Genomic DNA, 15,992 nt, shown 5'->3' on the forward strand with positions numbered 1-15,992 from the left:
AATCGAAGTAGTATACTTTATAAAACTTACTAGAATACTCGGATTTAATTCGGTCGTTTATGCCGAAGAAAAGCATCAGCTCAGAATATCTTACATACTTGTGAGAACGGAAGGAGTTAGGACTCATGATTGAACTTAGGAATGTATCTAAAACCTACGTGAGAAAAGGTCTAAGTATTGAAGCGTTAAAAAATATAAATATCAAAGTGGATAAAGGAGACATCTTCGGATTTATCGGATTCAGTGGCGCAGGGAAAAGTACGCTAATCCGTTTGGTCAATCGTCTTGAGAAAGTAACTAGCGGAGAGGTTCTTGTTGAAGGAGAGCAGTTAAATACCTATTCTACCTCTGGACTGCGGAAGGTAAGGAAGAAGATTGGAATGATTTTTCAGCATTTTAATCTGCTGGAATCAAAAACGGTGTTCGACAACATTGCAATTCCGTTGGTGCTGCTTAAGCGCAACAAACGCGAAATAGAGGAGCGTGTGAAAGAGCTTCTGGCGTTCATAGGATTGTCGGACAAGGCGAACAGCTATCCCAACGAGCTTTCCGGCGGACAAAAGCAACGTGTCGGGATAGCGCGGGCGCTTGCGAGCAACCCGTCCATTTTGCTCTGTGATGAGGCGACCTCGGCACTTGATCCGCAGACCACGCAGTCTATTCTCGACTTGCTTCGCAAAATCAACAAGGAATACAAGATCACCATATTGATCATTACCCATGAGATGTCGGTGATTCAGCGAATTTGCAACAAAGTTGCCGTAATGGAAAAAGGGGAAATCATCGAGCAGGGCAATGTCCTGGAGGTATTCGGACAGCCGCAGCACCCGACGACGCAGAGCTTTGTACGCACGGTCATTCACGATGCAGTACCCGAGAGTGTGCTACAAACGTTCGAACAGCAAGAATCACAGCGGATTTACAAGCTGGAATTTATAGGACAGGTTGCTTCTGATCCGGTAGTTCATGAATTAATTCGGCAGCATGATATCCATGTGAACATTTTGTTTGCCAACATGACGGAGATTCAAGAAACGACGATTGGCTATATGACAATCCAACTGCGTGGTGGGCAGCATTCCATTCAGCAGGCTGTTGATTTTATCAAGAGCAAAGGAGTCCATATTCAGGAGGTAGAGAGTCTATGATGATTACAGGAACCACGATAACCTGGGATCAACTGTGGGAAGCTTTGTATGAATCCGTGCTCATGGTCAGCATATCATTATTCATTGGCGCCCTGATCGGTATCCCTATCGGTATTTTACTCGTCATCACACGCCCGGGCGGAATTCTGGAGAACAAATGGCTGCACAATATTTTGAATCCGATCATTAACATTGTTCGCTCCTTACCGTTTATTATCTTGCTGATTGCGATCATTCCGTTAACCCGTCTGATTGTGCATACATCCATTGGGACCAGCGCGGCAATTGTCCCCTTGATTATATATATTGCGCCATATATCGGAAGGCTGGTCGAAAACTCGCTGTTGGAGGTGAATCCGGGGATATTGGAGGCAGCAGATGCGATGGGGGCGACCCCGTTCCAGGTCATTCGATACTTTTTGCTTCCTGAGGCATTCAGTTCTCTGATTTTGTCGTTAACGACAGCAGCCATTGGTCTGATTGGTGCTACTGCTATGGCTGGTGCGGTCGGCGGAGGCGGAATTGGCGATCTGGCGATCGCATATGGCTATCAACGTTTTGATACGCTGGTTATGCTGATTACCGTCATCATTCTAGTCTTGTTTGTACAAGGTGTTCAGTCCTTGGGGAACCTATTGTCCCGTAAAGCACGCAGGGGTTAAATTAGATGTTTTTTTTCACCTATTGTCTGTTCACAGCTTGTAATTTTATAATCCATGCGTTCCAATACGTTGTTCATATCTTTCAATTTTGCAATGAGCTGCTTGCGCTGCTCTATTAGGAGTTCTTTTCTCGCATACATTTAATATATTCAACCTATCTGCAATCTTCTTCCGTGTAATCCCTGATGCCACTTTTATTACGGTTCACACGCGGAATAAGTCCGATGCGTTCATAATAGCGGAGTGTATCCTGAGATAGTTCGAATTTTTTGCTTACTTCTGCGATCAACATGCAGACTTCACCTCCTGATTTCTGATCAAGAAACGCCCTATGTAAATGGATAGGGCGTTCTTGTCGTTTCTTATTTCGAAACTGTCATTTCATCCATATTTACTGAGCGCCAACTACCGGATGAGGAACATACGGCTCTTCCAGCAATGCGATTTCTTCAGGTGTTAACGTAATCGAAAGAGCAGCTACTGCATCTTCAAGATGAGACGTTTTCGTAGCACCGATAATCGGAGCTGTTACCGGTTCTTTCTGTAGCAACCAGGCAAGTGCGATTTGAACGCGGGGAACTCCACGTTTTTCTGCGATGGCCGCAACCTGCTCCACGATCAATCGATCGGTATCTGCAGTGGCATCATATTTAGATTTTGCCACTTGATCGGTTTCGGAACGATGTGTTGTTTCCTGCGCATCACGCGTCAATCTTCCACCTGCAAGCGGGCTGTATGGAATCACACCGATTTTTTCTTCCTTACAAAGCGGCAGCATCTCTCTCTCCTCTTCACGATATAAGAGGTTTAAATGATTTTGCATCGATACAAACCGGGTCCATCCATTCTTCTCAGCTATATGCAGAGCCTTTAGAAACTGCCATGCGTACATGGCAGAAGCTCCGATATATCTTGCCTTCCCAGCCTTCACAACATCATGTAATGCTTCCATCGTCTCTTCAATAGGGGTAGTGTAATCCCAGCGATGAATTTGGTACAGATCCACATAATCTGTCCCCAGTCGCTTAAGGCTCTTATCGATTTCACTCATAATAGCCTTTCGAGAAAGTCCCGCACCATTGGGGCCTTGATGCATACGGAAATGAACCTTCGTTGCAAGGACAATTTCATCTCGATTCGCAAAATCTTTTAAAGCCCGTCCGACGATTTCTTCGCTAGTTCCGTCTGAATATACATTCGCGGTATCAAAAAAATTGATGCCTAGCTCCAGGGCCTTTTTTATAATGGGACGACTGCGCTCTTCATCTAATATCCATGGATGAATCCATCGTTCTGCAACCCCAAAGCCCATACACCCAAGACAAAGCCGGGATACATCCAAGCCGGTATTTCCAAGTTTCATATAGTCCATTTGATTATACCTCTCTTTCCTAGATATTGTTTTCTTCAAATGTTCTACTCCAGCTACTTACACCGGATATTATTACATTTGGAGTTCACTCCAAGTCAAGCGATTTTGTTGCGTGATGCCTTCATATAGGACTAATTGTTCAGAATCGGTTCAGTGGGGTTTCATATAATTCTCTTAGCATAGTTCCTTGGTTGCATAATCCGTAGAACTAAACATGACTAAAGACTTTGATAAAACAGGATATATGCCAATAAATAGCGTCTAGGAGTGGAAATGTTGAAACTTATAAATCGAAATAAATGGATTGCATCTGCGATGGTATTGGGGATTGCTTCAGGCTCCATCGTATCTTTGCCTTGGCTGGGGGGCGCTCAGACTGCTTATGCAGCGACAGCAGATACACAAAGTGAAACTGGATTTGTAGCACAAGCTCGTACTTTGGGTTTGATGACAGGTGGGAATCAGGGCGATTTTATGGCACAAAAGAATTTGACCCGCGCTGAAGCGGCCAAAATTTTGTGCGGTCTGTTCCAGTTGGAAGTTAACAATCAGCCGCAGACTTCTTTTATGGATGTATCGTCCGATGCATGGGGCGCTCCCTATATTGAGGCCGTACGTGCAGCCGGGTATATGACAGGTAACGGAGAACTCTTCCGTCCGGGGGATGCCATTACCAAGGAAGAACTGATCGTATCATTGGTACGCGCAATGGACTTGCATGATGCAGGTACTGCGGATGCACAGCAAAATGCAGTTCAGGTTGCCCGCTCTTACGGTCTGTTATCAGAGAATGCTTCTGCAACGGATTTGAAAAATCCGTTGAACCGGGAGAGTGGTGCAGAAGTATTCGTCAGCCTGCTGGATCATCCGGTAGGAGAAGTGAAATCAGAGGGCAATACCGTTCGAATCGGAAATATCCCGTACCAGTTGGAAGGATCTTTGCAAGGCTTGTTTGGTGAAAATAACAAAGCTGTATTAAAAGGGGCAAAAATCGATCTTAACCGTAATTTGCGTACACTCACAGGTGTAAATCAGCTGGAAATTAACGCAGACGGTGGTGTATTTGACGGTAAGGGTGTGTCTTTTGATGGACGCCTGATCGTCAATGGTTCGGTAACCTTGAAAAACATGTCCTCCACAGGCGTATTAGAAATCAAAGGCTCAGGGACCCAGCCTGTATCGGCCATTTTGGAAAATACGACATGGTCCGGTGTAGAACTGGGCTCCAAGGATGCCAAACTGACTGCAACTGGGACGACAAAGATTGACAACCTTACGCTGAAAAATGATGCATCGATCGGGACCGAGGGGGATGCAGCGATTAGTCGTGTTTCATTGCAACAGGGACTAGGCAAGCTGTTGGTGAGCGGAAGTATTGGTTTGCTGGATGCATCACAATATGTGGGTGTTCCTTTTATCACACTGGCCAAGGGGGCTGCAATCAACCAGCTCAATCTGCCGGAACAAAAACAGCCGCAGGATGTTATTGTTAACTATAATGCGATGAAGGAAGCTGTTAGTCTCGTAAATGGTACGAAGAACTCATCCTCTGCTGGATCGGTTGTCACGGATACAGACAGCAAAGATAAGAAGAAACACAACAGTGAGATTGTTAGCGTAGACCGCAGTCAGTTGGAGACAGAAGTCCATGCAGCCAAAGAACTGCTGGAGCGTGCAGGCGAGGGTGGACTGGATCAGGCGCTTTACACGGTCGCAGCGAAGGAAAACCTGTCCATAGCAATCAATCAGGCTATGCTGGTACTGAACAATACGGCAGCTACACAGGCAGAAGTAGATCAAGCGCTCAGCACATTGAAACAGGATGTTTCTGTGTACACAGCCTCAGCTACAGAGCCGGTGATTGGGACACAGGAATTAACTAGACTGATTCAGGTAGCTTCGACTACCCTTGAACAAAACCGAATAGTTGGCGACGAATTCCCGCCTCTTTGGGATGAATCACTAAGTCAAGCGATTCAATTTGGCAACAATGTGTTGGAAGGAAATGCGCCTCAAAATATTGTGGATCGGGAAGTAAAGAGCTTGCGTCGAGTAATTGAAGTCTACAAAGCATCGGTAAAACTCAGAGATGCCTATCTGCATTTTGTCGATGTAACGGATCGTGTGGATAATTTGAAAACAGATAAAGCGCGTTACAAGTCCTTAGTAAGAGAAGGATCAAACGTATATGTGAATCCATTGGCTACAACTGAGCAGTTGGAAGAATGGACACAAAAAATAGATCTTACTACAGAATCATTCTTGGCACTGCAAGCAGCGGACTTCTCGGTGCTTAAGAATACTTTACAAGAAGCGCAGGTTATCTACGATCAGAATGGTTCTCAAAATGCTGAACTAGATAACTTGATTCAGGAATATACAGAGAAGATGCACACTGCTATGACCCAGCAGGACGTATTGAACTTGAACATGGAGCTGAGTCAAAGGCTTACGGAGTTCACTGTGCCAGTGCCTGCTACAACTCGGGAAAAACTGCAGCAGCTGGTTCAAGATGTTCAACTGAAACTGCTGTTTAACCCTGTGGCTCGTAATTACTTGAATGCGGAAATGCTGTCTTTAGAGCAACAAACAGGACAAGCCAACTTTGCGCTCATTATGCCGTTTACTCCTGAGGAGCAATTGATGATCTCTTATAATCAATTAAGTCAGGCTAAAGGGACCTATATTGAAAAATATAACGAAAAAAGACTACAATTGAGAGAAGAAATCATTGGAATGCAGACATCGATCAATGGAATTTTGGTGCAAAATTCAGGCGCATTAAGCGCTGAAGCTCAGCAAGCCTTATCTTCGGCTTCAGAGCATGCCTCTATCTTCTTAGGTTTGTCCAGCTTTGAATTACAAGACGTTGTTCCCGTATACGAGGAGTTGCAACAGGTACAGAGCCAGTATGCTGTAACCATAGCGGTGGATACCACATTGTTGAATTTCAACATAAATTTAGCTAATAATGAAGTTCAGACGTTCGGCCGTCATTATACCGAACAAGATAACGTAGAACTCCAAGGGCAAATTAATCAGGCAAACCTTGTGCTTAATACTCCGAATAGCACACAGCTGCAGGTAGACCAGGCTAACACAGATTTGATTACAGCGCTTTCGAACTACCAATCCAAGTGGATCGTAACTGATTTTGATATCCAAGAGCTCAAGAACATTGCGAACAATCTGCTTACAGCAAATGGTACAGACCCTACGACGGTCTACTTTCACAGAGTAGTGGATGCATTCAATCGTTTGGACCCGTATTATCCTATGCCGGAAGTTAAGAAAAACTACATGAATCTGGAAGATGCGATTCAGGAGTATAAAGATTTTGTAGCCAGCCAGCAACAAAACAGCGGAACAGGAAGCAGTGACAGTAACGGTCGACCAATGCCGCCGAGCGATAGCAACGGAACAGGAAGCGGCGACAGTAGCAGTGGACCAACACCGCCAAGCGATAACAGCGGAACAGGAAGCGGCGATAGCAACGGTGGAGCAACACCGCCGAGCGATAGCAACGGGACAGGAAGCGGTGACAGCAGCAGTGGAGCAACACCGCCAAGCGATAGCAGTGGAACAGGAAGCGGTGACAGCAGTGGTGGAACAACGCCACCGAGCGATAACAGTGGAGACGATTCAAGCTCGATTCCTGGCGGTAGTATTGATGACGTTATGATTCCTTAATAAGGGAAATGCAGGAAGTACAAGGGTGTATAGAAGGGGACGATTCCGCACAGATTTTTGTCTGCGGCGGGCGTCCCTTTTTGCATGGGCAGCGCTTCTAATACAGCTGGGTAGAATAACCGATACTAAAAGATAGATGATATTGAAAAGAGCGGAGGATTTATGAAAAAACAGGGTGTTTTATTTTTTATTATACTTCTGCTTGCGGTTGCGTTGCCGGTGTATCCGTTAGTGTCGGGTGTTTTATCCGGGAACAGTCATTGGAAAGCTCACAACGGCGTTATTGATTTGCGTAATTGGGACCCCAAAAAGGAAGGCCCTGTACAGCTGGGAGGGGAATGGGAATTTTATCCCAATCAGCTTGTGCAACCTTCATCCTTTCATGGAATACAAGATAAGGATTGGGAAAATCATCAGAGTTCTTCAGAGTTGGGGATGGAAACGAGATCTCCTGCCAAGATTGTGGATGTGCCTGGTAGATGGAATCAGTGGATGCCTGAGGGACAGGCGACGGGATATGGCACCTACCATGTCCGTCTACTGTTACCTGAAAAAGTGGAAAATCTGTATGGCATCCATATGCAAAATATTCGCAGCTCCAGCCGAGTATGGATTGACGGAGCAGAGGTGGGGGCGAGTGGTATTCCCTCTGTTTCAGCCGACAAGGGCGAGCAGGGCAATGCTCCCTATGTTGGATTTGCAGCGGTAGATGGACATTCGGCTGATATTACCGTGCATGTAGCTAATTATAGCTATTCCTCCGGTGGGATCATTTATCCGCTGTTGTTTGGGGATTATGCCAGTATTACGCATAGCCGGGAAGTAGCGATGGCGGAGGACACCGTACTGGTAGCAGGATTTTTTATCCCTACCGTATTTTTTATCATGCTGTACCTTTTACGTAAAAAAGAAAAGGCACTGCTTTACTTAGCATGCTCTTGCATCGCGGCATTATTTTACATTCTGACACATGGAGAGAAGCTGCTAGTCTGGGGAATACCAGATTTACCTTATGAATGGATACTGAAAATACAGTCGTTCTCTTCAACGCTGTTCTACTATTTTCTGATCCGATATGTTCATCTTTCGACGCAGATTGTTATGAATCGGATCGTGCTGCGCCTCTATAATATTGCAACCGCACTAATGCTGGGTATGGGGCTATTGTTGCCTACGCTGATACTCTCATCTTTTGAAGCGTTTATTCTTCTTTTTGGTGTAGTCAGTGTGGGATATGTATTACTGATCTTGTTTCGTGGCCTTCTTCAACGGACGGATGATGCTGCACTGCTAGTTATTAGTATTATGAGCATTCTTATGATTGTAGTGACTAGTTTTGTGTATATTCTGGGCTGGGGAGATGTGCGTGGGGTGACAGCCTATGAAATGCTCATATTCGTATTGGCTCAAACGCTGCTGCTGGCCAAACGTTTTGTACATTCGTTTATGGAGGTTGAGAACCTGTCACGACGATTGCTCACACTGGATGGGTTGAAAAACGAATTTCTGGCGAACACGTCACATGAACTGCGCACTCCTCTGCATGGAATTATTAATATCGCTCAATCCATGCTAGACCGCTACGGGACACAATTCAATGAGCCGCAAAAGCACAATTTGGCCTTGATTGCGAATGTAGGACGCAGACTTTCTTATTTAATTAACGATATTCTGGATTTTTCTAATTTGAAAAATGGCAGATTAGCCTTAAATCGTCGGCCTGTCAATGTACAGGCAGCTGTGAATTCCGTGCTGGAGGTATTGGGGCATACGGTGGGTAAGAAAAAGCTTCAATTCGTCAAAGAATGGCCCAGTTCGTTGCCCAAAGTAGATGCGGATGAGGATCGGCTGATTCAGATTTTATACAATTTGTTGGGTAATGCGGTGAAATTTACGGAGGAAGGCAAAATCGTAATCTCTGCCAAAGCGGGGACCCGTGAAATGGAAATCAGTATAAAGGATACCGGCTCCGGTATTGCCCAGGAGCATCTTTCGCATATATTTGAACCTTTTAACCGAGGGGCGAATGCTGAGGATGAAGGATACAGTGGGACAGGGCTTGGATTAGGCATAGTCCGTCGTCTGGTGGAACTGCATGGGGGTCATATCCGGGTAGAATCTAGATTAGGCAAGGGTTCGACCTTTTATTTTACACTGCCCTTGGCGCAGACCGGAACGTTGGGACATGAAGCTCAAAAAGATGTTTCGCCTGCGGTTATATTGCAGCCTGGCGTGACGTCGGGTCAGAATGTGATTCCGCATGAAGAGGATGCACTGGAGCGAGTCCAGACTGTTCCTTACAAAGTGCTGGCTGTAGATGACGACGAGGTTAACCTTCGGGTGCTGGAGGAACTATTATATGCCACAGGTTGTAGCGTGGTGGCTGTGGATCATGCCGAGGAGGCACTTCACATGCTGAATGGCCGTACCCGATTTGACCTGGTCATTACGGACTGGATGATGCCGGAAATGTCCGGTATTGAGCTGTGCCGACGGATAAGGGAACGGTATTCCCTGTCCGAGCTACCGGTGTTGCTCCTGACGGCACGCGATCTGCCCGGCGATATCCGCGCAGGTTTTATGGCCGGAGCGAATGATTTTCTACGTAAGCCTGTTGATGCTGAGGAATTAAAAGCGCGTGTGCGCACGCTGCTGAACATGCGCCATTCAGCGGAGGAAGCGGTGCGTTCTGAAATGGCCTTTTTACAGGCACAAATCAAGCCGCATTTTCTGTACAATGCCTTGAATGTCATTGTTTCGACCGTAGCCGTAGACCCGGACAAAGCAGCGGAGCTGCTCATGGAGCTAAGCCAGTATTTGCGGGGGAGCTTTGATTTTCAGAACAGGGAGAATACGGTACCGTTATCCAAGGAGCTGGAGTTGGTAGAATCGTATGTGGCACTGGAAAAAGCACGATTTGAAGAACGTTTGCAGGTAACCGTAGAGGTAGGGAGGAACATCCGGTCGCTCATCCCGCCGTTAAGTATTCAACCCATCGTGGAAAATGCGATACGGCATGGTGTGATGCAACGGGCAACAGGTGGAACCGTGCGAGTGGTTGTGCAGGAGGATGGAACCGATTTTGTGGTCAGCGTGACCGATGACGGCGTAGGGATTCCACCGGAGCGACTGGAACAACTGCTGTCGGAGGATCATATATCTTCCAGCGTGGGACTGCGTAATATCCATCGCCGTCTTATCCATATGTATGGAGAAGGATTGAGGATTGAAAGTAATCCTATGCAAGGGACGACGGTAAGCTTCCGTGTGCCGGAAACGATTTCGCTCCGGAATACCGATGAATAAAAAAAGTACAGTACATTCGTCGGAAAAGCTAATGTCACGCCCGCGACGATACGATATATAAAATATAAGAAATTAAAATTCGTAAGGATAAAGCAGATAGCATGTAGATAGAGCATCATGATGGATGGTTGCAGCAGGAAGGGAGCACGGACACAAATGAAGGCGATTTTGATTGATGATGAGAGGTCGGCATTAACCTACTTGGAACGGTTGCTGGAGGCGGACGGACGGTTAACGGTAACGGGGAAATATACGTCTGCACAAGCGGGGCTGGATCATCTGGCGTCAGAACGTGCGGATATTGTTTTTATAGATATCGGAATGCCAGAGATGAACGGTCTGGAGGCCGCCGAGTGGATTCAACAGCTGGATTCCCATATTCATATCGTCTTTGTGACCGCGTACTCGGAATATGCTATTGAAGCGTTCGAGCTGCAAGCACTGGATTACTTGTTAAAGCCCGTTCATGCCCGGCGGCTATCCAAAACGATAGATCGGATTGCAGCCACGCTGGCTGATTCCCGTTCCTCCAGCTTGGGAGTTGCAGCAGAGCAATCCCCCAAGGTACGTTGTTTTCAAAAGCTTGAAATTTTGGAGGTTGGACAGGAAGCCGTAGGAGCGAAACCACTCAAATGGCGCACGTTAAAGTCACAGGAGCTATTTTCCTTTTTACTACACCATGAAGGGGAATGGGTGAGCAAAGAACAATTGCTGGATGCGCTGTGGCCTGAATATCATTTGGACAAGGCTGTTGTTCACCTGCACACGTCCATTTATCAAATTCGCAAGGCGTTGAAAGAACGGATGCAAGATACGAAGCTGGAATACAATCTGGATCGCTACCGCTTGAACCGCAATGGCTGGATTACAGATGTGGAGCTCTTCGAGCGGGGAATATCCGAATGGGCTGCATCCGGTAGCGGCGGTACGCCGCGTATTGATAGCCTGTTGGCTCTATACCGTGGCAACTACCTGGAGGAGCACGATTATCCGTGGGCGTATGCAAAAAGGGAGAAGCTGCGCAGTATGTATCTGGCATGTGCTTCTGAGCTAGCGAGAGAAGAGCTTCGCTCGGGTCGTACCTGGCAATCTGTTCAGCGCTTACTCAGCCTACAGCAACGGGAGCCGTACTCAGACGATATCTGTAGTCTGCTGCTGACCGCCTATGCCCAACTGGGCGATTATACCGCTGCGCAAAAGCATTATGAAAGCTTCGTCAGAATATTGGAAGATGAGTTGGGTATTGAACCGCAGCAGGTGACGCACCAGTTGTACGTGCAATTGAAAACACAGACGCTACCTGCGTAAACGGCTGTACTGACTCAGGTCGTATGAATAGGCCAACCAGAGATTACTGGTTGGCCTATTCTATTGGAGATTCTACGAGGGAGGCAGCCGGGAGAATATGATAGCGCTGCTTTTTAGTTTTCACAACCGCTTGCTGAAGCTTTAATACACTTTTCTCCTGGCGGAGGATAAATACCCCAATTCTTCACGGTATTTGGCTACCGTTCTGCGTGACAGCTCTAGTCCTTCCTTTGCCATCCGCTCTGTGATTGCCTGATCTGAAAATGGTTTTTGCTTCTCTTCACTGTCGATGATCTGCTTTATCCGCATTTTTGCGCTCTCTGATGAAGTAGCATCTCCGTCTTTCGATCCTAGGGCGGAGGTGAAGAAATATTTGAGTTCAAACAATCCACGGGGCGTCTGCATGTATTTATTACTGACCGCCCGGCTGATCGTGGATTCATGCAGGCCGGTTATTCCAGCAATCTCCTTTTGGGTCATCGATTTCAGATGATAAACGCCATGCTCAAAAAACTCCCGCTGCCTATCAACAATAGCCTGGGCCACACGCATCAGGGTCAGGCGGCGCTGCTCAAGGCTATGAATAAGCCATAATGCTGTATTCATCTTCTCACGAAGAAATCGTTTCTCTTCCTCCATCGCCGGCTTTCGAAGCATACTTTGGTAAAAAGGATTAATCCCGACGCGTGGGACTGTGATATCATTAACTGTCACAACGTAGTCGTTTTTGGATTTCTCCACTGAGATATCTGCTATATGATACTGGCGTTCATATGGAGCAAATGCCGCTCCCGGACAAGGATTCAGCTTGCGTATCTGATCGGTCATTTGTTGTACCATGTGAATGTCGATCCCTAGAGCATCCGCGATTTTTTGTATGCGGTTACATGAAAGATTAACCATGTGATGTCGCACGATTTCTTCCAGGTAAACATCATCATTCCCGGCATATCGCAGCTGCAAAAGAAGACATTCCTCCAGACTGCGGGCAGCGATTCCTGCCGGTTCAAAGCCTTGGATCAGGGCAAGTATATTTTCAACCTCATCGGTGGGGACGTCAAGTATTCCGGCAGCTGTATTTACATCCAGCTCAAGGTAGCCTTTTTCATTTAAATTCCCAATTAGAAACATGCCAATCATCTGTTGTAGTTTGGATAGCCCGCGGACCATCCCAAGCTGCGCTTTGAGATGTCTATATAAATTATCTGCGGGATTAGAGACAAAGTCCAGAAGGTCTACCGGATTATCATTTTTTCGTAGCGAATATTCTTCTTCTGTGTTGATTCTTTCGATGGACGTATCGATCTCTGCCAAGTCAATGATCGGATTTTCATTTGCTTGCTCATGAAGATATGACATTAGATCGACCGAAGAATATTGAAGAATCGTGATGGCTTGTCGTAATTCTGGAGTCATAGCCAGCCTGAATGTTTGCTCTTGCTGTAATCCGTAGCGCATTATTTTATCTCAGCTCCTTACTGGGAAACAAAAATAACTTTTTATGCAGCTTATTCGTGAAGCTTATGCAATTATACTGCCAACCTTTGATCTTGGAAAAGAAGTGAATGGAATGGGCTGAATTTGAGTTTTGGATAGATTCAATAAAAAGGGTATCAGATTAATGATTAACTTGTCAGTTTATTTTCTTGTAGAGGATTATTTCTTTTTTTATATACTAATTAAATAAGAACTAGTCAGCATGGGGGAATACCGTGAAACGAATTGATGAGATCTTAGAGTATATTGCCAATGGGACAAAGAAACTGTCGGTAGAGGCCTTGCAGGACGGCGGTGGAATTACGGCTGCGGAAATAGCCGATCAACAGAATATGTTAAGAAATAATGTAAGCAAGGAGCTGAATAGCCTACTTCGCGCCGACTTGATTATTAAAATCAAGGGGAGACCCGTCAAGTTTTTGCACAAGCAGGTGATCGAGGAGACTTTTCGGGTTCAGCTTAAAGAGAAACAAATCCAAGTCAGCAGTATTCATGAAATATTGCTGCCTGGAGAGCAAGTGGATCCGTTTCACGCCTTAATTGGTTTCATGGGGAGTATGAGGAACCAGGTTGAGCAGGGAAAAGCGGCAATATTATACCCGCCGAAGGGCCTACATACGCTGATTGTGGGACAGACTGGCGTTGGGAAAACAATGTTCGCTAGGTTGATGTATAATTATGGGAAATATATGAAGCGCTTTTCAGAGCAAGCACCGTTTATCGTATTCAACTGCGCTGATTATTACAATAACCCTCAGCTGCTACTTTCCCACATTTTTGGTCATGTAAAAGGAGCATTTACCGGGGCTGATCGGGAGAAAGAGGGGCTGGTCGAGAAAGCGGATGGGGGCATTCTGTTTTTGGATGAGATTCATCGGCTGCCCCCAGAAGGCCAAGAAATGATATTTTATTTTATGGACACGAACAGTTACAACAAATTGGGCGAGTCGGAGCGCAAGCGGGAAGCGAATGTGCTGCTCATCGGCGCTACGACCGAAGATCCCGGTTCTTCCATGCTGAAAACCTTTATCAGACGGATACCGATTACGATCAACATTCCTTCCTTGCAAGAGCGATCTGTTGAAGAGAGGTTTTTGATCCTGAAGCATCTCTTTGCAAACGAAGCCCATCGTGTGAACAAGCCTATTAGGGTTGAATTGGAAACTGTAAAAGCACTGATTGGCAGCGTAACCTATGGAAATATCGGTCAGTTGAAATCGAACATTCAGCTTGTGTGTGCCAAAGGATTTTTGAACAGCATACATGAAAATAAGGAAGAGATTGAACTTGATTTTAAAATTTTGCCCGGAAATATCAAGGAAGGTCTATTTAATATGGGGAAGAACCGCAAGGAGATTGCCGAAATGGAGATGGTCAACTCCTCGCTGTATATTACTCCTGAAGGCAGCAAAGGAATGGATGAAGTAGACGCTTTTGAACTGCCGTTCAACTTGTACAAATTGATTGAAGACAAGATAGGGATGCTCAAAGAAGAAGGACTCGACGACAGTTTTATCAATAAGTTTATTACTACAGATGTCAATATTCACATCAAAAGCTTCTATAACCGATTTTATAACATCAAAGGGGGAAGGGAACGGATCCTTAAGATCGTAGGCAGAAATATCCTAGAGTTCGCTGAACAGGTGCAAGAGATGGCTCAAAAAGAATTGAACAGAAATTACAGCGACAGGTTTGTTTATGCCTTCAGTCTTCATTTAAGTGCTTTTTTAAAGCGAATCCGGGAGAAAAAATATGTCAGTAAACAAATCTATGAACCGATGAATGATCAGGATGAAGAATACAGACTGGCACTCATTATCAAGGATTTGATCGAGTCCAAGTTTGAAGTCAGCGTACCCGATGCCGAGACTACCTATGTGGCGATTCTTCTGAAATCGGTAGAAGAGGAGCACCAGGGAAATGTGGGAATCATCGTAGCTGCACATGGCAACAGTACGGCAAGCAGTGTCGTTAGCGTTGTCGACAGCCTGCTGGGGAGCTCAAATATTTGCGCAGTAGACATGCCTTTGGATGTTAGCCCCAGAGAAATCCTGGAAGTTATTGTGGAAAAAGTGAAGGACATTGACAATGGCAGAGGCGTATTGCTGCTGGTTGATATGGGCTCCTTGCTCAATCTTGAAGCAACCATTATGGAACGTGTCGGGATTAAGGTGAAGACTATCGATATGGTTTCAACCCCGCTTGTGTTGGAGGCTGTGCGAAAGGCCAGTATTTTTGATATGAATATAGAGGAAATTTATCAATCTTTGAAGGATTTTCGTGGATATAACACTGGAAATGCCGGAGTGAAAGCGGAAAAGACCAGTAATAAGGTAATCGTGACGGTCTGTTCCTCCGGCAAAGGTGCCGCCGCCAAGCTAAAGGAGTTTGTAGAGAAGGTTGTTTATGACTTAACCGAAGAGAAAATAGTTGTTGTACCGGCAAAGGTCAGGGAATTGGATAAAGTGGTGAAGGATTTACGGGCCAAGCATACGCTTCTTGCGGTGATTGGGGTTAAGCGGCCAAGCGAACTCAATGTACCGTTTATCCCTTTGGAAAAACTGATCGAGGCAAGCGGGGAACAGGCATTAAGAGAATTGTTGCTCAACAATCAGTTGCCTGTTATGCATGAACACGGAAGCGTGATCGTAAGAGATCTATGTGAGGATACGCTAAAGGAGTTTATGACTTATTTGAATCCTCACAAAATTTTGGGGATTTTGATGAAATTTATCGAGCAGCTGGAACAGGAACTGGAGGCTGATTTCCATTATGCAAAGAAGGTTCAGCTTGCTGTTCATACGGCTCATGCGCTGGAACGAATGGTCATTGGAGAAGGGCTAGTGTATCAGGAGGATGTATCCTTGCTTGACCAACGATTAATCGATGTGGTGAACCGTTCCTGCAATATATTTGCCTCCAGTATTAACATTAAGCTGACTAATGATGAAAAATATTATATTTGCGAAATCCTAAGCGAAGTATATAACTGTATCCCCAAGTAGT

General features: G+C 45.6%; 8 protein-coding genes and 1 pseudogene. 6 read left to right on the top strand and 3 right to left on the bottom strand.

Annotated elements, in window-relative coordinates; genetic code table 11:
• Positions 1–125 precede the first annotated feature (125 nt).
• Both MKY35_RS02155 and MKY35_RS02160 read left to right on the top strand, forming a co-directional pair.
• Positions 126–1,148 carry an ATP-binding cassette domain-containing protein gene (locus MKY35_RS02155; RefSeq protein ID WP_342445453.1) on the top strand — a complete coding sequence of 341 codons (1,023 nt, stop codon included), beginning with the start codon at positions 126–128 and terminating at the stop codon, positions 1,146–1,148.
• Positions 1,145–1,810: a methionine ABC transporter permease gene (locus tag MKY35_RS02160; RefSeq protein ID WP_029514704.1), complete on the top strand. Its 666-nt coding sequence runs from the start codon at positions 1,145–1,147 to the stop codon at positions 1,808–1,810. Before MKY35_RS02155 ends, MKY35_RS02160 begins: the two co-directional genes overlap by 4 nt.
• Here the strand turns inward: MKY35_RS02160 and MKY35_RS02165 are convergent.
• Together MKY35_RS02165 and MKY35_RS02170 are read right to left on the bottom strand one after the other, a co-directional pair.
• Positions 1,807–2,102 (bottom strand): annotated as a pseudogene (locus MKY35_RS02165) (MerR family transcriptional regulator). The gene MKY35_RS02160 and the pseudogene MKY35_RS02165 sit on opposite strands and share 4 nt — an antisense overlap.
• 99 nt (positions 2,103–2,201) lie before the next feature.
• Positions 2,202–3,182 (bottom strand): aldo/keto reductase, encoded by a 981-nt coding sequence (locus tag MKY35_RS02170; protein WP_165147951.1) that lies wholly within the window; start codon positions 3,180–3,182, stop codon positions 2,202–2,204.
• A 273-nt stretch (positions 3,183–3,455) separates the two neighbouring features.
• On the opposite strand from MKY35_RS02170, the gene MKY35_RS02175 reads away from it, so the two are divergent.
• The 3 genes from MKY35_RS02175 to MKY35_RS02185 all read left to right on the top strand — a co-directional run bounded on the left by MKY35_RS02175 (position 3,456) and on the right by MKY35_RS02185 (position 11,486).
• Positions 3,456–6,872 carry an S-layer homology domain-containing protein gene (locus tag MKY35_RS02175; protein ID WP_342445454.1) on the top strand — a complete coding sequence of 1,139 codons (3,417 nt, stop codon included), beginning with the start codon at positions 3,456–3,458 and terminating at the stop codon, positions 6,870–6,872.
• Positions 6,873–7,034: 162 nt separating this feature from the next.
• Positions 7,035–10,178, top strand: coding sequence for an ATP-binding protein (locus MKY35_RS02180; protein WP_342445455.1), 3,144 nt, complete (start codon positions 7,035–7,037; stop codon positions 10,176–10,178).
• Between the two features lie 156 nt (positions 10,179–10,334).
• Complete coding sequence (locus MKY35_RS02185) at positions 10,335–11,486, top strand: response regulator (RefSeq protein ID WP_342445456.1); 1,152 nt, start codon at positions 10,335–10,337, stop codon at positions 11,484–11,486.
• Positions 11,487–11,627: 141 nt separating this feature from the next.
• On the opposite strand, the gene rpoN is transcribed toward MKY35_RS02185, so the two are convergent.
• Complete coding sequence (gene rpoN / locus MKY35_RS02190) at positions 11,628–12,944, bottom strand: RNA polymerase factor sigma-54 (protein WP_342445457.1); 1,317 nt, start codon at positions 12,942–12,944, stop codon at positions 11,628–11,630.
• Between the two features lie 254 nt (positions 12,945–13,198).
• Between rpoN and MKY35_RS02195 the strand changes: the two genes are divergently transcribed.
• Positions 13,199–15,991, top strand: coding sequence for a sigma 54-interacting transcriptional regulator (locus tag MKY35_RS02195; RefSeq protein WP_342445458.1), 2,793 nt, complete (start codon positions 13,199–13,201; stop codon positions 15,989–15,991).
• The last annotated feature ends 1 nt before the right edge of the window (position 15,992 follow it).

The sequence above is a fragment of the Paenibacillus sp. FSL L8-0638 genome (assembly GCF_038593075.1).
Classification (GTDB): Bacteria; Bacillota; Bacilli; order Paenibacillales; family Paenibacillaceae; genus Paenibacillus; species Paenibacillus polymyxa_D.